At 72.4% G+C, this 19,517-nt stretch carries 17 protein-coding genes and 1 tRNA gene; 7 read left to right on the top strand and 11 right to left on the bottom strand.

What is annotated here, in order from left to right; genetic code table 11:
* Window positions 1-265 precede the first annotated feature (265 nt).
* The 5 genes from thrB to argS form a co-directional block, all read right to left on the bottom strand.
* Window positions 266-1,165, bottom strand: coding sequence for a homoserine kinase (gene thrB, locus NYF13_RS12205; RefSeq protein WP_315656376.1), 900 nt, complete (start codon window positions 1,163-1,165; stop codon window positions 266-268).
* Entirely contained in the window at window positions 1,162-2,220 is a 1,059-nt protein-coding gene (gene thrC / locus NYF13_RS12200) for a threonine synthase (RefSeq protein ID WP_315656374.1), read from the bottom strand. The genes thrB and thrC overlap by 4 nt, the downstream gene beginning before the upstream one ends.
* A 168-nt stretch (window positions 2,221-2,388) precedes the next feature.
* On the bottom strand, window positions 2,389-3,699 hold the full coding sequence (locus NYF13_RS12195; RefSeq protein WP_315657322.1) for a homoserine dehydrogenase: 1,311 nt from the start codon (window positions 3,697-3,699) through the stop codon (window positions 2,389-2,391).
* A 48-nt stretch (window positions 3,700-3,747) separates the two neighbouring features.
* Complete coding sequence (gene lysA, locus NYF13_RS12190) at window positions 3,748-5,175, bottom strand: diaminopimelate decarboxylase (RefSeq protein ID WP_315656373.1); 1,428 nt, start codon at window positions 5,173-5,175, stop codon at window positions 3,748-3,750.
* Between the two features lie 3 nt (window positions 5,176-5,178).
* Window positions 5,179-6,858, bottom strand: coding sequence for an arginine--tRNA ligase (gene argS / locus NYF13_RS12185; RefSeq protein WP_315656372.1), 1,680 nt, complete (start codon window positions 6,856-6,858; stop codon window positions 5,179-5,181).
* A gap of 182 nt (window positions 6,859-7,040) precedes the next feature.
* On the opposite strand from argS, the gene NYF13_RS12180 reads away from it, so the two are divergent.
* Window positions 7,041-7,892, top strand: a complete 852-nt coding sequence (locus NYF13_RS12180) for a DUF3105 domain-containing protein (protein ID WP_315656370.1) — start codon at window positions 7,041-7,043, stop codon at window positions 7,890-7,892.
* Between the two features lie 13 nt (window positions 7,893-7,905).
* Window positions 7,906-8,613: a DUF305 domain-containing protein gene (locus NYF13_RS12175; protein ID WP_315657321.1), complete on the top strand. Its 708-nt coding sequence runs from the start codon at window positions 7,906-7,908 to the stop codon at window positions 8,611-8,613.
* 61 nt (window positions 8,614-8,674) lie between these two features.
* Here NYF13_RS12175 and NYF13_RS12170 read toward each other — a convergent pair whose 3' ends face one another.
* Together NYF13_RS12170 and NYF13_RS12165 are read right to left on the bottom strand one after the other, a co-directional pair.
* Window positions 8,675-9,595 (bottom strand): cation diffusion facilitator family transporter, encoded by a 921-nt coding sequence (locus NYF13_RS12170; protein WP_315656368.1) that lies wholly within the window; start codon window positions 9,593-9,595, stop codon window positions 8,675-8,677.
* Between the two features lie 171 nt (window positions 9,596-9,766).
* Window positions 9,767-10,888: an epoxide hydrolase gene (locus tag NYF13_RS12165; protein WP_315656367.1), complete on the bottom strand. Its 1,122-nt coding sequence runs from the start codon at window positions 10,886-10,888 to the stop codon at window positions 9,767-9,769.
* A gap of 134 nt (window positions 10,889-11,022) precedes the next feature.
* Between NYF13_RS12165 and NYF13_RS12160 the strand changes: the two genes are divergently transcribed.
* A tRNA-Arg gene (locus NYF13_RS12160) sits at window positions 11,023-11,095 on the top strand.
* 930 nt (window positions 11,096-12,025) lie between these two features.
* Here the strand turns inward: NYF13_RS12160 and NYF13_RS12155 are convergent.
* Genes NYF13_RS12155 through NYF13_RS12145 form a run of 3 tightly spaced genes read right to left on the bottom strand, consistent with a single transcriptional unit; the run spans window position 12,026 to window position 13,066 of the window.
* Window positions 12,026-12,259 carry a hypothetical protein gene (locus tag NYF13_RS12155; protein ID WP_396287014.1) on the bottom strand — a complete coding sequence of 78 codons (234 nt, stop codon included), beginning with the start codon at window positions 12,257-12,259 and terminating at the stop codon, window positions 12,026-12,028.
* Between the two features lie 39 nt (window positions 12,260-12,298).
* Window positions 12,299-12,538, bottom strand: coding sequence for a hypothetical protein (locus NYF13_RS12150; protein WP_315656366.1), 240 nt, complete (start codon window positions 12,536-12,538; stop codon window positions 12,299-12,301).
* Between the two features lie 27 nt (window positions 12,539-12,565).
* A complete protein-coding gene (locus tag NYF13_RS12145) occupies window positions 12,566-13,066 on the bottom strand; it encodes a sigma-70 family RNA polymerase sigma factor (RefSeq protein WP_315656365.1) in 501 nt (166 codons plus the stop codon).
* Between the two features lie 373 nt (window positions 13,067-13,439).
* Here NYF13_RS12145 and NYF13_RS12140 point away from each other — a divergent pair, with 373 nt between their 5' ends.
* From NYF13_RS12140 to NYF13_RS12130, 3 genes are all read left to right on the top strand, one after another.
* Entirely contained in the window at window positions 13,440-13,808 is a 369-nt protein-coding gene (locus NYF13_RS12140) for a hypothetical protein (protein WP_315656364.1), read from the top strand.
* A gap of 211 nt (window positions 13,809-14,019) precedes the next feature.
* A complete protein-coding gene (locus NYF13_RS12135) occupies window positions 14,020-14,688 on the top strand; it encodes a response regulator transcription factor (RefSeq protein WP_315656363.1) in 669 nt (222 codons plus the stop codon).
* Between the two features lie 5 nt (window positions 14,689-14,693).
* The gene (locus tag NYF13_RS12130; RefSeq protein WP_315656362.1) at window positions 14,694-16,487 is read left to right on the top strand and encodes a hypothetical protein; all 1,794 of its coding nucleotides are present in this window, start codon (window positions 14,694-14,696) and stop codon (window positions 16,485-16,487) included.
* Here the strand turns inward: NYF13_RS12130 and NYF13_RS12125 are convergent.
* Window positions 16,465-17,409 (bottom strand): ATP-binding protein, encoded by a 945-nt coding sequence (locus NYF13_RS12125; protein ID WP_315656361.1) that lies wholly within the window; start codon window positions 17,407-17,409, stop codon window positions 16,465-16,467. The genes NYF13_RS12130 and NYF13_RS12125 overlap by 23 nt on opposite strands.
* A 128-nt stretch (window positions 17,410-17,537) precedes the next feature.
* Here NYF13_RS12125 and NYF13_RS12120 point away from each other — a divergent pair, with 128 nt between their 5' ends.
* A complete protein-coding gene (locus NYF13_RS12120; protein ID WP_315656360.1) occupies window positions 17,538-19,478 on the top strand; it encodes an Hsp70 family protein in 1,941 nt (646 codons plus the stop codon).
* Window positions 19,479-19,517 lie beyond the last annotated feature (39 nt).

Genomic DNA, 19,517 nt, shown 5'->3' with positions numbered 1-19,517 from the left:
TGCCTCCCCCAAACGGAGGAGGCGGAACTCGGCACCGCCGAAACCGGAAACCCGCCTGCGTCCTCCGCTTTCCCGCTGTTCGTGCGGTGCGGATCGGCGGATCGACGAAGGATGCGATCCGGAGACTCCCGAGGAGTGGACAGGACCGGCACCGGGTGCGGAAACGCACGGTGATCGAACGCCCCCGAGGGTAGACCGACGCACACCCGGGTGCAACAACCACCCCCCGCGTGGCGCGGCTGCCCCCTGCCCCGTGACCGGGGCTTTACCGAGCCGCAACCTGCACTCCGGTGAGGTCCACGCCCAGCTCGGTGACGTCGAACCCGGCGATCCCGGCTTCCGGCGGCAAAACTCCCGTGGTGGTCAGCGCCAGCACGGTCGGCCCGGCCCCGGAGATGGCCGCGGCGATTCCGTGGGCACGGAGCGTGCGCACCAGCTCGGCGCTGGCCGGGTACGCGCTCGCCCGGTACTCCTGGTGCAGCCGATCCTCCGTGGCCGCGAGCAGCAGCTCGGGCCGGGTAGTCAGGGCCAGCACCGAGAGCGCGGCCCGGCCGGCGCTGTGGGCCGCGTCCGCGTGCGGGACCTGCGCGGGAAGCAGCCCGCGGGCGGCGTCGGTGGAGGACTTCGCCGCGGGCACGGCCACCACCGGCCGGATCGCCGGGTCCGGCGTCACCCGCTCGGCGTGGAACCGGCCGTGCTCGGACCAGGCCACCACCAGTCCGCCCAGCAGGCTGGCGGCCGCGTTGTCGGCGTGGCCCTCGAACCCGGCCGCCAGCTGGAGGGCCTCGTCGTCGAGCGCGGCACCGGCCAGCGCGTAGCCCAGCGCCACCCCGGAAACCACCGCGGCGGCCGAGGAGCCGAGCCCCCGCGCGTGCGGGATGGCGTTGAAGCAGCGCAGGTGCAGCCCCGGCGGCCGGACGCCGAGGTGCGCGCAGGCCCGGCGGACCGCCCGCACCACCAGGTGCGTCTCGTCGGTCGGCACGTCGGCGACCCCGCCGGCCCCCGCGTCGACCACCTCGACCTCGAGACCGCCGTCGGTCACCTGCAGTTCGACCACGTCGTGGCGGGCCAGCGCCAGGCCGAGCGCGTCGAAGCCGGGGCCGAGGTTGGCCGTGGACGCCGGGACCCGCACCCGGAAGCCGGCGCCGGTCTCGGGCCCGGTCACGGCCGCAGGTCCAGCGCGGTGGCCACCGCCGAGGGGTCCACCGCCAGCGGCTCGACCTCGACGTTGCCCTCCAGCGCGGTGGCCGGGTCCTTGAGCCCGTGCCCGGTCACCGTGCAGACGACGGTGGCGCCCTTCGGCAGCCGGCCGTCCGCGGCGGTGGCCAGCAGGCCCGCGACGCTGGTGGCCGAAGCCGGTTCGACGAACACGCCCTCCCGGCTCGCGAGCAGGCGGTAGGCCTCGAGGATCTTCTCGTCGGTGACCGCCTCGAACAGCCCGCCGGAGGACTCCTTGGCCATCACCGCGCCGGCCCAGGAAGCCGGGCTGCCGATGCGGATCGCGGTGGCGATCGTGTCCGGTGCGGTGACCGGCGCCCCGTGCACGAGCGGGGCCGCGCCCGCGGCCTGGAAACCGAACATCCGCGGCGTGTTCTTCACCACACCGTCTTCGGCGTACTCCGAATACCCGCGCCAGTACGCGGTGATGTTGCCGGCGTTGCCGACCGGCAGGCAGTGGACGTCCGGCGCGCGGCCGAGCACGTCGCAGATCTCGAACGCGGCCGTCTTCTGCCCGGCGATGCGCACCGGGTTCACCGAGTTCACCAGCGTCACCGGGTAGTCGGCCGAGGTCTTGCGGGCCAGCTCCAGGCAGTCGTCGAAGTTGCCGTCGACCTGCAGGATGCGCGCGCCGTGCAGCACGGCCTGAGCCAGTTTGCCCATCGCGATCTTGCCCTGGGGCACCAGCACCGCGCAGGTGAGCCCGGCGCGTGCGGCGTACGCGGCGGCCGAGGCCGAGGTGTTGCCGGTGGACGCGCAGATCACCGCCTTGAGCCCGCTGGCCAGCGCGTGCGTGATGGCCACGGTCATCCCGCGGTCCTTGAACGAGCCGGTCGGGTTCGCGCCCTCCACCTTGAGGTGCACCTCGGCCCCGGTGAGCTCGGACAGGTGCGGAGCCGGCAGCAGCGGTGTGTCGCCTTCGCCCAGCGTCACCACCTTCGCCCCGTCCGGCACCGGAATGCGGTCGCGGTACGCCTCGATGATCCCGGGCCATGCGCTCATGCCGCCGCCTCGATTCGGAATTTCACCCTGCGCACCAAGGAGGCGCCGACCTGAACAGCGATGATTCGCTTGCCAGCTGCGCTCATGCCGCCGCCTCGATTCGGAGTTGCACCCTGCACACCAAGGAGGCGCCGACCTGAACCACGATGATTCGCTTGCAAGCTGCGCTCATTGGTCTTCGCCTTCCACGCGCATCACGCTGACGACTTCGTGCACCACGTCGAGCTTGGCGATCTCGTCCACAGTGGACTGCAACGCCGAGTCCGGGGCCAGGTGGGTGACCACGACCAGGCTGGCCGTGTCGTTCGCGTCGCGCTGGCGCACCGCGGCGATGCTCACGCCGTGGCCCGCGAAGGCCTGCGCCACCTGCGCGAGCACGCCCGCGCGGTCGGCGACGTCGAGGCTCACGTGGTAGCGCGTGGGCGTCTGGCCCATGGGGCGCACCGGCAGCGCGGCGTGCGCGGACTCGCGCGGGCCGCGGCCACCCGCGACCCGGTTGCGGGCCACCGCCATCAGGTCGCCGAGCACGGCGCTCGCGGTGGGCGCGCCGCCCGCGCCCTGGCCGTAGAACATCAGCTGCCCCGCCGCGTCGGCCTCCACGTAGACGGCGTTGAACGCGCCGCCCACCCCGGCCAGCTGGTGGCTGCGCGGGATCATCACCGGGTGCACCCGGGCGGACACGGACTCGGCGCCGTCGTCGGCCTTCACCCGCTCGCAGATGGCCAGCAGCTTCACCGTACGACCCAGCACCCGCGCGGCGACCAGGTCGGCCGCCGTGACGTCGGCGATGCCCTCGCGGTGCACGTCCGAAGCGGTGACCCGGGTGTGGAAGGCCAGCGACGCCAGGATCGCGGCCTTCGACGCGGCGTCGTACCCGTCGACGTCCGCGGTCGGGTCGGCCTCGGCGTATCCGAGGCGCCCGGCCTCGTCGAGCGTCTCGGCGTAACCCGCGCCGGTGGAGTCCATTGCGGACAGGATGTAGTTGGTGGTGCCGTTGACGATGCCCATCACCCGGGTGATGCGGTCCCCGGCCAGCGATTCGCGCAGCGGCCGCAGCAGCGGGATGGCGCCGGCCACGGCGGCCTCGAAGTAGAGGTCGGCCCCGGCGGCGTCGGCCGCTTCGAACAGGTCGGCCGAGTACTCGGCCAGCAGCGCCTTGTTGGCCGTGACCACGGACTTGCCCGCGCGCAGCGCGCTCAGCAGCCAGTCGCGGACCGGCTCGACCCCGCCGACCAGCTCGACCACCACGTCCACGTCGGCCCGGGCGGCCAGGCCCGCCGCGTCGTCGGTGAGCAGTTCGCGGGGCAGCTCCGGGTGCTTGCCCGGGCGGCGCACGGCGATACCGGCCAGCTCCACCCTCGCCCCGGCGCGCGCCGCCAGTTCGTCGGCCTGCTCGACCAGCAGCCGGGCCACCTCACGGCCGACCGTGCCGCAGCCGAGCAGGGCGACCCTGATCGCGCGACCGTCCGAAGCCGACAGTGCCGGCGGCGGGGAGCCGGTGGCCCCAGAAGACTCGGTGGGCACTTGTCAGACCTCCAGGCGCAGCATGTCGTCCGTCGTCTCCCGCCGCAGCAGGACCCGGGCGCCGCCGTTGCGCACGGCCACCACGGCCGGCCGCGGCTGCCGGTTGTAGCCGCTCGCCATGGAGTAGCAGTAAGCACCGGTCGCCGCGACGGCCAGCAGGTCGCCGGGGGCCAGTGTGTCGGGCAGCCAGCAGTCCCGGACCACGACGTCGCCGGACTCACAGTGCTTTCCCACCACTCGGGACAGGGTGGCGGCCGCGGGGTCGTTGCCGTCGGCCGAGCGCGAGACCACGCGGCAGTCGTACACCGCGTCGTACAGGGCGGTGCGGATGTTGTCGCTCATCCCGCCATCGACGCTCACGTAGCGGCGGGCGGTCTCGTCGCCGAGCGCGACGTCCTTGATGGTGCCGACCTCGTACAGCGTGATCGTGCCCGGTCCGGCGATGGCGCGGCCCGGCTCCCCCGCGATGCGCGGCACCGGCAGGTCCGCGTACGCGCATTCCTTGCGCACGATCTCGCGGATCTGCGTGATCATCTGCGCGGGCGGCGGCGGGTTGTCCTTTTCGGTGTAGGCGATGCCGAAACCGCCGCCGAGGTCGACCAGGTCGAGCTGGTCGAGCAGCTCCCGGCCGTGCTCCTTGGCCAGTTCGGCGAGCAGCCCGACCACGCGGCGGGCGGCGACCTCGAAGCCGTCGGCGTCGAAGATCTGCGAACCGATGTGGCTGTGCAACCCGGTCAGCTTCAGCGAAGGGGCGTTCAGCACCCGGCGGACGGCCTCGGCGGCGTCGCCCGAGGCCAGGGAAAAGCCGAACTTCTGGTCCTCGTGCGCGGTGGCGATGAACTCGTGCGTGTGCGCCTCGACGCCCACCGTGACCCGCACCAGCACCGGCTGCACGACCTCGCGCCGCGCAGCCACCTCGGCCAGCCGGGCGATCTCGAAGTAGGAGTCGACCACCACGGTGCCGACCCCGGCCTCCACCGCGTATTCCAGCTCGGCCACCGACTTGTTGTTGCCGTGGAAGGTGATCCGCTCGGGCGGGAACTCGGCGCGCTGCGCGACGGCCAGCTCGCCGCCGCTGCAGACGTCCAGGCTCAGCCCCTGCTCGGCCACCCAGCGGGCGATCTCGATGGAGAGGAAGGCCTTCGACGCGTAGTGCACCAGCGCCGGGTCGTCGAACGCCTCGGCGTAGTCGGCGCAGCGGGACTTGAAGTCCGCCTCGTCGACCACGAACAACGGCGTGCCGTAGGTCTCGGCCAGCTCGCGCACGTCGACCCCGGCGATCCGCACCACCCCGTCGGCGGCGCGGAAAGTGTTGCGCGGCCACACTTTCGCGGGAAGCAGGTCGAGCTCGACGGCATTCGCGGGCGGGAACCCGGAGGCGTCGGCATGGGGGTGGACGTCGGCGTGGCGGGGGCCCGCGGGGTGCGCCATGGGTTACATCCGTTCCGGAGCGGAGACACCGAGCAGGGACAGTCCGTTCGCCAGCACCTGGCGAGCGGCCTCGCACAGCGCGAGACGGGCGTAGGTCAGAGGGGTGGCCTCCTCGTCGCCCTGCGGCAGCACCCGCGCCTCGCGCACGGCGTAGAACTTGTGCAGCGCGCCGGCCAGCTCTTCGAGGTAACGCGCGACCCGGTGGGGCTCACGCATCTCCGCGGCGCGGCGCACCATGGCGGGGTATTCGCCGATGGTGCGCACCAGGTCGCCTTCGACCGGCAGGGTCAGCAGTCCGAATTGGACACCGTCGACGTCCGCGACGATCGCCTCCGGCTTCAGACCGAGGTCGGCCGCCGAGCGCTGCATCGAGCGCAGCCGGGCGTGGGCGTACTGCACGTAGTAGACCGGGTTGTCGTTGGAGTGCTTGCGCAGCAGGTCCAGGTCGACGTCCAGGGAGGAGTCCACGGAGTAGCGGATCAGCTCGTAGCGCGCCGGGTCGACCCCGACCGCCTCGACCAGGTCCTCCATGGTGATCACGGTGCCCGCGCGCTTGGACATCCGCACCGGCTTGCCGTCGCTGACCAGGTTCACCATCTGGCCGATCAGCACCTCGACGCTGGCCGGGTCGTCGCCGAAGGCCGCGGCCGCCGCCTTGAGCCGGGCGATGTAGCCGTGGTGGTCCGCGCCGAGCATGTAGATGCACAGGTCGGCGCCGCGGTTGCGCTTGTCCTTGAAGTAGGCGAGGTCGCCGGCGATGTAGGCCGGGCGGCCGTCGGTCTTGATGACCACCCGGTCCTTGTCGTCGCCGTACTCGCTGGAGCGCAGCCACCAGGCGCCCGCGTCGAAGTAGAGGTTGCCGGAGTCCTTGAGCTGTTGCACCGCGGCGTCGACGGCGCCGGAGGCGTGCAGCGAGTTCTCGTGGAAGTAGACGTCGAAGTCGGTGCCGAACTCGTGCAGGCTCTGCTTGATCTCGGTGAACATCAGCTCGATGCCGATCCGGCGGAAGGCCTCGTGCCGCTCGGCTTCGGGCAGCGACAGCGCGCTCGGCTCGGCCTTGATCACCTCGGCCGCGATGTCGGTGATGTACCCGCCCGCGTACCCGTCCTCCGGGGCCGGCTCCCCCTTGGCCGCGGCGATCAGGGAGCGCACGAACCGGTCGATCTGCGCTCCGGCGTCGTTGAAGTAGTACTCCCGCGTGACCTGGGCGCCCTGCGCGGACAGCACCCGGCCCAGCGCGTCGCCGACCGCGGCCCAGCGGGTGCCGCCGAGGTGGATCGGCCCGGTCGGGTTGGCCGAGACGAACTCGAGGTTGATCACGCGCCCGGCCAGCGCGTCGCCGCGGCCGTAGCCGTCACCCGCGGCGAGCACCTGGCGGACGACCTCGCCCTGGGCCCCGGCCGCGAGCCGGAAGTTGAGGAAGCCGGGGCCCGCGACTTCGGCGGCGTCGACCCCGTCGGCGGCCGCGACGACCTCGGCCAGCGCCTCGGCGAACTCGCGCGGCTTCAGGCCCGCCTTCTTGGCCACCTGCAGGGCGAGGTTGGTCGCGTAGTCGCCGTGCTCGGGATTGCGCGGGCGTTCGATGGTCACCTGCTCCGGCAGCACGGCGGCGTCGAGGCCCCGTGCTTCGAGCACCTCCACGGCGGAGCGGCGGACCAGGTCGGCGAGAGCGGCGGGAGTCACCCGCTGAATTCTAGGTGTGCCCAGGTCGGACGCCCACGGCGGCCGGGCGGTGCCGGGAGCGCGGTCACACCCACGGTGATCGCACGAGGTGTTCACGGTGATCAGACGCCAGTTCTCTACACTGGCCTGGGGCTGGGTCCGTCCGGATCCCTCCAATCCCTCACGAGGAGATCGCGGGAACCATGGCGAACGGGACAACCAGGAAGAAGGGGACGCCCGGCGGGGCGGTCAAAGCGGCCAAGGGCCGTTCGGTCGTCGCCAAGAAGGGCACACCGTGGGGCACCATCATCGGTGTCGTCGTGGTGGTGGCCCTCCTGGCTTCGGTGATCACCTACTACCTGGCCAAGTCCGAGCCGCAGCGCGAGCAGAAGTCGCGGGACGAGGCCGCGGCCGCGTTCGCGCCGACCGCGGGCAACCCGGACCCGTCCAAGAAGATCCCGGGCGTCGTCACCGGCACCTACGCCGGCTCGGTGCACATCCTGCCGACCGAGCGCGTGGCCTACGACCACTCGCCGCCCTTCGGCGGTCCGCACGACGGCTTCTGGGCCGCCTGCAACGGCGTCGTCTACCCGAACGCGGTGCGCAGCGAGAACATGGTGCACAGCCTGGAGCACGGCACCGTGTGGATCGCCTACAACCCGCAGCAGGTGACCGGGGACCAGCTGGCCCTGCTCTCGGCGCGGGTCAAGGGCAAGCCCTACACGATGATGTCGCCGTACCCGGGTCTGGACCAGCCGATCTCGCTCCAGTCCTGGGGCCACCAGCTCAAGCTGGCCAAGGCCGACGACCCGCGGATCGACCAGTTCATCGCCGCGCTGCGGACCAACCCGAACGGGGTCTACCCCGAGATCGGCGCGTCCTGCGACGCGCTCGGCCCCGGCCAGTTCGACCCGTCCAACCCGCCGCCGTTCGACCCGAGCAAGCCGGGCCCGGACGCAAAGCCGATGGACTACAAGGGCAGCACCGGCGCCCAGGGTGACGCCGGTACCGTGCCGGGCTCGGGCGCGCCCTCGGCCCCGCCGGCCGGACAGTGACGTGAGCGCCGACGTGAGCGCCGAAACCGGCCTCGAACCGGAAACCGGCGAACGGCCGAACTGGTCGCGCTGGGTGGTGATCGGCGGAGCGCTGCTCGCGGTGCTGCTGATCGGCGCGGCCATCGGCATGTTCGCCACCCGGCTCACCGACGGCGGCCCGTCGGCCTCGGCCCCGGGCGCGGGCTCGGTCGAGGTCGGTTTCGCGCAGGACATGTCGGTGCACCACCTCCAGGCGGTCACGATGGCGAACTGGGCGCGGGACCACACCACCGATCCCGAGGTGAAGCAGCTCGCGTTCGACATCGAGAGCACGCAGACCGACCAGGTCGGCCGGATGAAGGGCTGGCTCATGCTGTGGGACCAGCCCGAGCAGACCACCGGCGCGTACATGACCTGGATGAGCGAGCCGATGGGCCACGCCGGCATGGCCATGCCGACCAGCGCCCCGGCCGGCGGCGCCCCGATGCCCGGCATGGCCACCGATGCGGAGCTGGCCAAGCTGCGCACGCTCTCCGGCCGGGCGCTGGACGTCGATTTCCTCCAGCTCATGCTGCGCCACCACCAGGGCGGCACGGCGATGGCGGAGTACGCGCAGGCCCACTCGAACCTGCCGGCGCTCAAGCAGCTCACGGTCAGCATGCTGGCCTCGCAGGGCGCCGAGATGGACCAGATGAAGCTGATGTTGCAGGCCCGGGGCGCTCAGCCGCTGCCCGCGCCCTGACCACCCGCCCCAGGAGCGGGGCCGCCCGGATTCACTCGGGCGGCCCCGCTCCTTGGGCGTTCTACCAGGACAGCTCCTGACACCTTCGCGCGCAGTGCGGCGCCTCGACCTGCAGCGTGGCGTGCCTGATCGAATACCGCGCCGAGAGCAGGTCCTGCGCCTCGGTCAGCACGGCGGACTGCTCGGCCTCGCCCTTGAGGGTCAGGTGGGCCGAGGCCACCTCCATGCCGGAGGTGAGGGTCCAGACGTGCAGGTCGTGCACGTCCTCGACCCCCGGCAGCGCGGCCAGCTCGGTGCTGATCTCGCCGACGTCGACTCCGGTCGGGGCGTGCTGGAAGAGGATGCGCAGCGCGCGCCGGGCCAGCGTCCAGGTGCGCGGCAGCACGAACAGCCCGATCGCGACGCCGATGATCGGGTCGGCGTAGCGCCAGCCCGTGGTCAGGGTGATGGCCCCGCTGAGCAGCACGCCCACCGAGCCGATCAGGTCCGCGATCACCTCGAGGTAGGCGCCGCGGACGTTCAGGCTCTCCTTGGCGCCCGAGCGCAGCAGCAGGAACGACACGATGTTCGCGACCAGCCCGGCCGCCGCGGCCAGCAGCACCGGCAGCCCGGCCACGGCCGGTGGGTCGCTGATCCGGCCGAAGGCCTCCACCAGCACGTAGCCGGCGACGCCGAACAGCAGCACGGCGTTGGCCAGGGCGGCGAGGACCTCGGCGCGGTACATCCCGAAGGTGCGGCTGGGCGTCGGGCCGCTGCGCCGGGCCAGGACGATCGCGGTGAGCGCCATGCCGACGCCCAGCACGTCGGTGAACATGTGCGCGGCGTCGGAGATCAGCGCGAGCGAGCCGGTGGCGAAACCGACCACGAACTCCAGCACCATGAACCCGGCGCCGATGGCCAGGGCGATCACCAGCGCGCGCACGTACCGCCCGGAGGCGCTGCCCGGCGCGACCGCCTGTCCGTGCCCGTGTCCGTGCCCCATGCTTCGCCTCCCTGATCGGTGCCCGGCAAGACCGTGCTCCAGCGTGGTCCCAGGGAAAATATATAGTCACATGCGCATATGTGCAATACAGGCTAGCCTAAGTTCACCTTAGCGAGGGAAAGGCGATCGGGACCAGCCCCCGGACGTGGCCCTTCCGGGGGCTGGACCGGCTCAGCGGAAGAGGCGGAAGAACCCGCGAACCTGCTCGACCAGCGACTCCGGCTGCTCCAGGGCGGCGAAGTGGCCACCGCGCGGCAGCTCCTCGAACCAGCGCAGGTCGGTGAACCGCAGCTCGGCCTCCCGCCGCGACGGGCGGGAGATCTCACGCGGGTAGACCGAGAGCCCGGACGGCGCCGTGACCTTGTTCCGGAAGCCTCCGAAGCTCTCCCAGTACAGCCGCGCCGACGAGGTGGCCGAGGCGGTGAACCAGTACACCGAGATCGCGTCCAGGATCTTCTGCCGTGACACCGCGCCTTCGGGGTGGCCGTCGTTGTCGGTCCAGGCCCAGAACTTCTCGGCGATCCAGGCGGCCTGCCCGGCCGGGGAGTCGGTCAGCCCGTAGCCGAGCGTCTGCGGCCGGGTCGACTGCTGGCCGGAATACCCCCGGCCGGTGCGCTGGAACTCCTTCGCGGCCTCGAGGTTGGCCAGCTCGGCGGGCGTCGGGTCGTCGAAGGTGCCCTGCGGGGCGGCCCCCATGTTGACGTGCACGGCGGCGACCCGCTCGGGCGCGACCTCGCCCAGCGCACCGGACACCGCCGAACCCCAGTCCCCGCCCTGCGCGCCGTAACGCTCGTAGCCCAGCGAAACCATCAGCGCGTCCCACGCCCGGGCGATGCGATCGACGCCCCACCCGGTCTCCGTGGGCTTGTCGCTCCACCCGTATCCCGGCAACGAGGGCGCGACCACGTGGAACGCGTCGGCCGGATCCCCGCCGTGCGCCCGCGGGTCGGTCAACGGCCCGAGGACCTCCAGGAACTCGAGCACCGAACCCGGCCACCCGTGCGTGAGCACCAGGGGGAACGCCCCCGGCTCCGGCGAACGGACGTGCAGGAAGTGGATCCCGAGCCCGTCGACGGTGTCGCGGTACTGCGGGAAGGCGTTCACCCGCGCGGCGAAGCCGAAGTCGTAGTCCTCGGCCCAGCTTCGGCACAACTCCTGCGCGTAGGCCAGCGGCAACCCCTGTGACCAGTCGTCCACCGGCTCCGCCTCCGGCCACCGCGTCCGCCGCAACCGCTCCCGCAGATCCGCGATCTCGGCTTCGGTGATCCTGACCTCGAACGGCTCGGCGGCCACAGTGGGGCTCCCTTCCCTCGGCCCGTCCGACGTTAGCAGCGCCGGCGAGCGTGATCACGTGGTGAGACCCGCCCGGTTGTCGGCGACCCCAGGGGTGTGCGCTAAGCTTCCCCCGTCGCGTCAAGCGGCGGTCAGCCCTCGTAGCTCAGGGGATAGAGCACTGCCCTCCGGAGGCAGGTGTCGCAGGTTCGAATCCTGCCGAGGGCACAGGCTTTGAACACGCGAAATCGGCCCCCACCAGCGGAAACGCAGTGGGGGCCGATTCGTGTCTTACCCGGCGGACTACAGCCGACGGCGGCGGAATCCGGGCGCCAGCGGCCAATGTGCGGCCAAACCCTCACAAGACCGAGCCCAGAGCCGTCTCCACCTGGCGAGGCGCAGCTTGCTCACCGCCGTCGAGGAAGCTGGCGTAGACCTCCAGCAGGACCGCAATCGACTGACCCGCCCATTGCGTGACCGTTGCCGCCGGCACCCCGGCAGCAAGCCACGTGCTCACTGCGGCGTGCCGCACTGGCAACCAAAGGGCCCCGCAGGACGTAGGGCGTGAACGTCGCCTCACGCGCCGCACGGAATACCTCGGTGTAGGTGGACCTTCGAGACTGGTCCTCCGCGCTCACCGACGAACAGGCGTCTATCCGAGCCGTAGCCGAATCGTTCGACGTGTCGCCACAGGATGGCAGTCAGTTCCGGCACGCCCGGCACCGGCCACACCTCCCCTGCGGACCGCGACTTGAGCGGCCGGTCCTCCCCCACCGTGCCCGTGTCCGTCCACCGGGCGTCGATGTAGGGCCTTGATCCTTCGAGGCAGAGCCACTTCCCGCATCGCATTGCTGCGGCGGCAGCGCCAACTGCTCCCTGCGGAGGTTCGTGCCTCCTCCGGCCGGAGCGCGGCGGAATGCATCAGGCCGGAGATTGCTTCGAGATGCGCTCCGCTCCGGGAGTCTCACCGGTGGTTCGCAGCAGTGTGTGTGCTTGCACCAGTCAGGGCGGCGGTCTCGTGCGCGGGGTGCCTTCGCGGCGCCCCCGGGCCAGGTTTCGCGCTGGTGAGGCGAGGCCCCGCGCATTTCCGCCGGGGCCGGTGAAGCCGGTCCCTCCCGAACCGCGGCTTCACCGGCCCGTCCGGCTGCGTTCAGGCATTCACAGCTGGTAGGCCCAGAGTTCGTAGACGCCGACCTTGTTGTACCGGCACTGGTGGGGCAGGCTCGGGTTGAGCGGGCCGCCCTGGCCCTTCTGCCAGGCTTTCTCGCAGGCGGATTTGGTCTTGTACCACATTCCCGTGTACACGAAGCCCGACGCGGACGCGGACGCGGGGGCCGCGGCGGCGGTCAGCACGCTCAGCCCGGCCAGTACGGCGATCACCATTCGTTTCACCACATTATCTCCTTCTCCGAAATTGAATTCTTGTTCCGCTCAGGAATAGATGACCAAGTCCCAGATGGTGTGCGGGTGCGGGCCCTTGTTCGGCTCGGCGACACAGGCGAAGTTGTGCACCTTGGCCTGCTGGGCCAGCTTGTTGCCGGCGGTGAGGCACGCTCCGTACGACGTGTAGTGCCGAGGGCTGGCGTCGGCGAGCGCCGGGAAAGCGGCTGAAGTGACCGCGAGAGCGATACTGGTGAGACAGGCAGCCGTCAGCGGGCGAAGACTCTTCATTCTCGATCCTTTTTCTCGAGGGTTCGATCACGCCGGTTGAAGCGGGGAACCGGGGGCGCGCAGGGTGCGCAGGGCGTGGTGCAGCCTGCTCTTGACCGTGCCCACCGGAATTCCGAGCGCCGCCGCGGCCGAGCCGGCGGTGCGATCGGCGAAGTAGACCGCCATCAGGGTGTCGGAGTGCGAGGCCGAAAGGCTTCCGAGGGCGGCGCCCACGACGATCCGCTCCTCGACTTCTTCGACTGGGCTGGACACCGTGGCCACCGCTTCCAAGCCCGACGCGGGAAACTCGATCTCGAGCGGGCGCGCCCGCCGGCGGCGGTGCAGGTCGACGGCGACGTTGTGAGCCACCCGGATGAGCCACGCGCGCACCGGCCCACGGTCCTCGGCGAGGCGGTCGAGGTGGCGCCACGCCCGCAGCCACGTCTCCTGGACGACATCCTCGGCCAGGTACCGATCACCGGTCAGGCCGGTGGCGTAGGAGCGCAAGGCAGGACCGTGGACTCGGACGATGTCGTCCAGCGTGGGCATCTCGTTCCTCCGTGGTCGATGCGCTGTCCTGGATGAGCATCGCCGCCCGGGGCCGGGAAGTCGCCGGTACTGTCCCTCCGGCGCGGGGTACTGGCCCGCGAATTCCGCGGGGGCCGCCCCCGGTCCCCGGGTAGGGCTGTCCCTCGAACCGGGCCGAGGCCGGACCAGGGCCCGGCCTCTCCCCAGGCCGATGAACCCCGGCGGACCCGGATGCCGTGTAGCTGGCAGGGCGGTGACGAACACGAGCCCGCACCGGTCTCCGGGGGATCGGACGCGATCCGGGTTCCCCCCCGGCCCGGGCGCCGGGATCGCCGCCGATGGGTGATCCCGGGGAAATCACCGGCCGATTCAGGATCGAGATGAGGAGTTCCGCATGAAGAACACCATTGCCCGGTTCGCCGGGCGCGGGGCCGTGCTGACCATGGTCGTGGGTACCGCGCTCGGTGCCGCGGTGGCCGGCAGCGCGGCGGCCGACATCCCCGGGGGCGACAGCAGCCCGGGAGAGTTCGTCCTCTGCTCCAGGGGCGGTTACGACTCCTACGCGACGTTCCCGGGCCGCGGAGGTCTCAGCACCGCGGTCGTCCCGCGCGGTCACTGCGAGACGGTCTCGCTGACCGGGAAGAGCCCGGAACCGGTCCGGTTCTTCGTCTCCCCCGGCGGCAAGTTCATCGCCGCCACGTCGTACGACCCGCGCACCGGTCTGGACGTCAGCACCGTCAAGGGGCCGGACATCCGCTTCTGAGATCCGGTTTCCCCGCCCGCGCCGGGTGCGGGACCCTTCGGGGCTCGTGCCCGGCGCGGGTGTACGCAAGGGATGCGGCGGGGCAGCTCGGGACGGGGCCGGTCGGTGACTTCGAGCGGGCCGGACCAGCACCGGTCTGCCCGCTCCGGCCCGTTGCCTACGCTGAGGCCGGCACGCGCGGCACGGTGCGGGTGCGGGTCAGGAGGATGCTGTGCGGGTAGCCATCGCCGAAGACGGCGCACTGTTCCGTGAAGGTCTCGTGCTGCTGCTCACCGCGGCCGGCCACCAGGTCGTCGGCCAGGTCGGCAGCGGTACCGAGCTGCTCGCCGTCGTCGCCACCGAGCCGGTCGACCTGGCCATCCTCGACATCCGGATGCCCCCCGAACCCGACGGCGGTCTCACCGTCGCCGAACGGATCCGGGCCGTCCACCCGGAAATCGGGCTGCTGCTGCTCTCGCACTACGCCGAGACGCACTACCTGACGCGGGTGCTGGAGATCGGCACCGAGCGCATCGGGTACCGGCTCAAGGACCGCATCGCCAGTGTGCAAGTGCTCGCCGACACGCTGCAGCGGATCGCCGAGGGCGAGATAGTCCTCGAGCCCGTTCTGGCCAAACGGCTCGTCGAGATCCCGGGCGATCGCACGAACAGCCCGCTCGCCGCGCTGAGCGATCGCGAGCTCGAGGTGCTCCGCCTGATGGCGGAGGGCCGCGCCAACAACGGCATCGCCCAGGAGCTGTTCGTCTCGACCAAGGTGGTCGAGAAGCACACCGCGTCGATCTTCACCAAGCTCGGCCTTCCCGGTGACGCGACCGTGCACCACCGCCGCGTCCTCGCGGTGCTCGCCTACCTGCGCTCCGCCCGGATCGACGGGGGTTGACCGCCGTGTCCGCAGGCAAGGCCCCGCACGAGCTCGCAGCGAGCGTGCCACCCGGCCGGCTCGCCGAGGCGCTGGTGCGCGAACTCGCCCTCGCGGTCGACGGTCAGGTCACCCACCGCCAGGACGGCCGCGTCGTCACGAAGTGGCCGCGGGCCGGTGACTACCCCGGTGAAGTGGCGCGCGAACCCGTCGCCGGAGGCGGGTCGTTGCACGTCGCCGGTCCGCGTCGGTGGGGGGACCGGGAGCGGGCGGCGCTATGGGAAACCGCGAGCTGGCTGGCGATCGCGGTGCGGACGGGGCGGTTGCGCGGCGAACGGGATGAAGCCGAGGCGCGGGCGGCGGCGTTGCGCGTCGGGGTGCGGACGGCGCGGGCGCGGCTGGTCCGGGTCCGCGAGCTGGAGCGGCGACGGCTGGTCCGGGCCATCACCGCGACCACGCTGCGCGATCTCGACGAGGTGCGCACCCGCCTGGTCGCCGCGTCCGACCCGCCCCTGGACCGCGAGCTGGCCCGGGTGAACGACGCGCTGGACGAACTGCTGGAGAACTTCCGCGGGGTGGCTCGCGGGGTGTACCCGGCGCTGCTGCCCGACCGGGGGCCGAGGGCCGCGCTGGAGGAGCTGGCGGCCACGTTGCCCCGGCCCGTGCGGTTCCGCGGCGACCTGGGCCGTCGCGTCGAGTGGCAGCTCGAATCCGGGCTCTACCACGCCGTCGCCGCCGTGCTGAACGTCGTGGCGGGCGCCAGGGGCGGCGCCGATGTGGTGACCGTCGAGCTGCGCCGGGACAACGCTTTGCGCGCCCGGATCGCCACCGCGACCCAGTGGAGCACCGAGTGGCTCCGCGACGCACTCGAACACGACGCCGAGCGCGTCGTCCTGTTCGGCGGGACGATGCGGTGCGAAGTGCGCGACGGCCACGCCGAAGTGGAGGTGCGAGTCGCGGAGCGGCTGGAACCCGGCCACACCGAGCGGCCGCTGCCCCGGTACGAGGGGAACTTCGCCTACACCCGCGTCTGGGAGCTGGTGCAGGAAGGCCGGCGGGCCACCGCTGATGGCCCCGACCGGCCGCTCTGGGACGCGGTCGCGGTGCGGCTGGCCCAGCCGCCGAGGCTCGCGGTCATCGACGCCGCCGGTGCGGCGAAGCCCGGTCTGGCCCGTGCGGGCGTGCTCGCGGTGACGGTGCTCGACGTCGATCCGCCGGCTGACGCGGCACTGGCTCGGGAGTTCCTCGCCGACGAGGGCCCTCGTGGCTCCGTGGACGCGGTGCTGTGTCCCGGCTCGCCGCCGCCCGAGTTCCGCGACGCCTTGCGCCAGGGCCGGCAACGCGTGGAGCTGAGCGAGTCGGCGGACCCGACGGAGCTGGTCGGCAAGCTCGTGAACTGGGGACCGGTCATCGCCACTCGCCGGGCGCTGGTGACCGCGCGGGAGCTGGTGCCCCGGCTGCCCGAGGGCCACCCCCTGCGCTGGTCGTTCGAACGATTCGGCGTCGAGACCCATGCCCTGGCCGAGCTGGACCTGCTCGACGAGCTTCAGCGCCGCGGCTCACCCCTGCTGCGCGGCGCCGCGCCCGAGGTCTTTGCGGCGGCCACCCGGTTGCTCGGAGCGCTGGGCCCGGATCCGTGCAGCCGTCTCGGCCTGGCCTCGGACGCCGGAGAGCACCAGGTGCGCGCGGCCGCTGAGCAGGCGCACTGGTGGTGGCGTTCGCGCGCCGAACAACCCGCGACCGGCGGACGCGACCGCGCGGCGTGCGAGGTGCTGATCCGCACCGCCGAGGAACTGCTCAGCCCGGGAGGAGACCCGTGACGGTGGTCCCGCGGCCCGGCGCGGAGCGCACGGTGACCACTCCCCCCACCGCGCTCGCCCGCGCGGCCAGGTTGTGCAGCCCGGAGTGGGGCGAGCGATCGGTGAAACCGGCACCGGTGTCGGTGACGACGAACTCCACCCCGCTCCCGGTGTCTCGCACGGTGACGCCGATGCGTGCGCCCGGCGCGTGCTTGTGCGCGTTGTTCACCGCCTCCAGGCACGTGAAGTAGACCGTCGACTCGACGGCCGGGGAGTACCGGCGGCGCAGGTCCGCCAGGTGCAGCACGACGTCGTCGAGGCCGGAGAACTCGGCGGCGAGCCCGGCGGCGAGGCCGTCCGCGGCCAGCGCGAGCGGCAGGATCCCGGCGGCGGTGTCGCGGATCACCCGGTGCGCCGTGTCCACCCGATCCAGCAGGGCGACCCGCCACGCCGGGTCGTCCGTGGCGCCGGCCAGCGCGAGCGCCAGCCGCAGGGCGACGAGCTGGTGCTGGGCGCCGTCGTGCAGGTCGCGTTCGAGTGCGCGGCGTTCCTGTTCGAGCTCCACGATGGCCCGCCACCGCTCATCGATCAGCTCGCCGGCGGCGGCGTCAGCGGCCCGGCGCGCCCGGTCAACGGCGGTGACCAGGTCCACCAGGGCCAGTGGCGCGCCGAGCACCGCGACCAGGCGCGGCAACGGGCCCAGCGAAGCCGGTGAGACGGCGAGCGCACCGTGCCGCTCACCGCCGTGGGCCACCGGCCGCTGCCACCAGCTACCCGCGTCGCGTCCCCACCGGTGCCGTTCGGTCCCGATGCTCAGCTCGCACCCGGCCGCGCCGAGGCCGGTGCCGATCAGCTCGGCCAGGATCGCGGGGTGCGGCGCCGCCCCGGCTTCGGCCAGGTAGTCCGCGACTCGGTGGATCGCCCGCTTCTCTCGCGCCCGCACCGCGGAGAGGTTACTTGTTCGTGATCACCGGACCCTCCTCGGTCGCACACGGGCGCTAAGCTCGGCCGGCCGTACGCCGCGCTCGGGGTCCGCGGACGAACAACCGATCGCAGAGGGAACAGGGCTTGATGTGGTACGCAGCGGGCATCGATCTGGGGACCTCGTTCGCTGCCGCCGCCGTCGCCGGCCCGGGCGGGGCGGACGCCCGGGTGGTGCCCCTCGGCCCGGACCTGCTCGCTGCTTCGGTCGCTTACCAGACGGACGACACCAGGATGCTGACCGGCGCCCGGGCACTGGCCGCCGCCGATGATCCGGCGCGGCTGGCCCGCAACTTCAAGCGTCGCCTCGGCGATCCGACCCCGTTGGTGCTCGGTGGCTCCGCGCACTCCGCGGCCGCCCTGATGGCTGCACAACTGCGTGCGGTGCTGGGCGAGGTGGCCGGTTTCGCGGGAGGCCCGCCGGCCTCGGTGGTGGTGACCTGCCCGGCCATCTGGGGCCCGTACCGGCGGGAGCACTTCACCGAGGTCATGCGCCTGGCCGACGTGGCCGACTACCGGTTGATCACCGAACCGGAAGCGGCGGCGACGCACTACTCGGGCGAAAGCCGGCTCGGCGACGGAGAGGTGGTCGCCGTCTACGACCTCGGCGGCGGCACCTTCGACACCACGATCCTGCGGGTGCGGGGGGCCGGCACGCAGATCCTCGGCACCCCGGGCGGCATCGAGCACCTGGGCGGCGCCGACTTCGACGAAACGCTGGTCGCGCACGTCGACCGACGGCTCGGCGGCGCGGTCACCGGCCTCGATCCGGCTAGGCCCGGCCAGGCGTCCGCGCTGGCCGAAATCCGCGCCAGGTGCGTGCGGGCCAAGGAGGAGCTGTCGGTCGAACCGGACGTGCGGCTCACGGTGCCGCTGCCCTCCGGGCCCCGCGAGCTGACGATCACCCGGGTCGAGTTCAACGAGATGATCCGGCCGTCGATCCGGTTGACGACCGAGGCGCTGCGCCGCACGGTCGCCTCCGCCGGGCTGCGGCCCGAAGACCTGTCCGCGGTGCTGCTGGCCGGTGGCTCGTCCCGCATCCCGCTCATCGCCCAGCTCGTGGCGCAGGAGTTCGACCGGCCGGTGCGGGTCACGCTGCACCCCAAGTTCACCGTGGCGCTCGGCGCGGCCGTCGCCGCCGCCCGCCCGGCGGCTCCGGCGCAACCCTCCCCGTCCCGAACGGTCCCGCGACCGCACCGGCCGCCACCGGACCCGAGCCCGGGGTGGCCGGAACCGGGACCCGGGACCCGGCCACCGGCGCCGGACCGGTCATCGGAGCCCGATCGGCCGCCGGCCCCGCGCCGGTCGCCGTGGCCGATACCGGCCGTGGCGGCGGCGATCGTCGTCGTGCTCGCCCTCGGCACGACGTTGTTCCTGCTCGGCCGGATGAACTCGGAGTCCTCCATCCCCGGCGGCGACCTGGAGACCGGCGTCTACGACGCACCCACCCCCACCGGGCCGGTCGCCTCCGCGGAAACCCTGCCGATCTACGGCAACGGTGCGGTGGCCCCGTTCACCGGGTTCATCGGCCCGGTCCAGCCCCTGGCCGACGTCCGGCTGAAGCCGGACGGCAACCGGAGCAAGGGGATCACCGCCACGCCCGCCGACGGTGGCCTGCGCGTGCACTGGGACGGAACCGTGCCGTCCCGGTTCTCCCTGCGGACCCCCGAGCGCGCGCAGGATCTCAGCTCCTATGTGGACAGCAGGGGGGTGCTCACGTTCGACATCGTGGTGAACAGCGCCCCCCGCAACCGGGTGCTGCTCTCCGCGTTCTGCGGCTATCCCTCGTGCCGGTCGGTGCTGGCGGCCGGGGACCTGTTCAAGCAGATGCCCGCCGGACGGCGTACGACGGTGAAGATCCCGTTGGCCTGCTTCATGGAAAACGGGCTGGACGTCAAGCGCACCGACGCGCCCTTCGCGTTGTATGCCGACGGGGAGTTCGACGCCACGTTCGACAACGTGCGCTGGCAGAAGGACGCCGCCGACGACAACGGGGTCATCTCCTGCGCTGAGCTCGACCCGCACGGCTGAAGGGGACGAGCGGCCACTTCGGCTTTTCCGGCGAACCGC

The sequence above is a fragment of the Amycolatopsis sp. PS_44_ISF1 genome, assembly GCF_032335455.1.
In the GTDB taxonomy this organism is placed as follows: Bacteria; Actinomycetota; Actinomycetes; order Mycobacteriales; family Pseudonocardiaceae; genus Amycolatopsis.
Note: the sequence above shows the minus strand (reverse complement) of the source record. Positions and strands in the feature narration are given on the sequence as shown.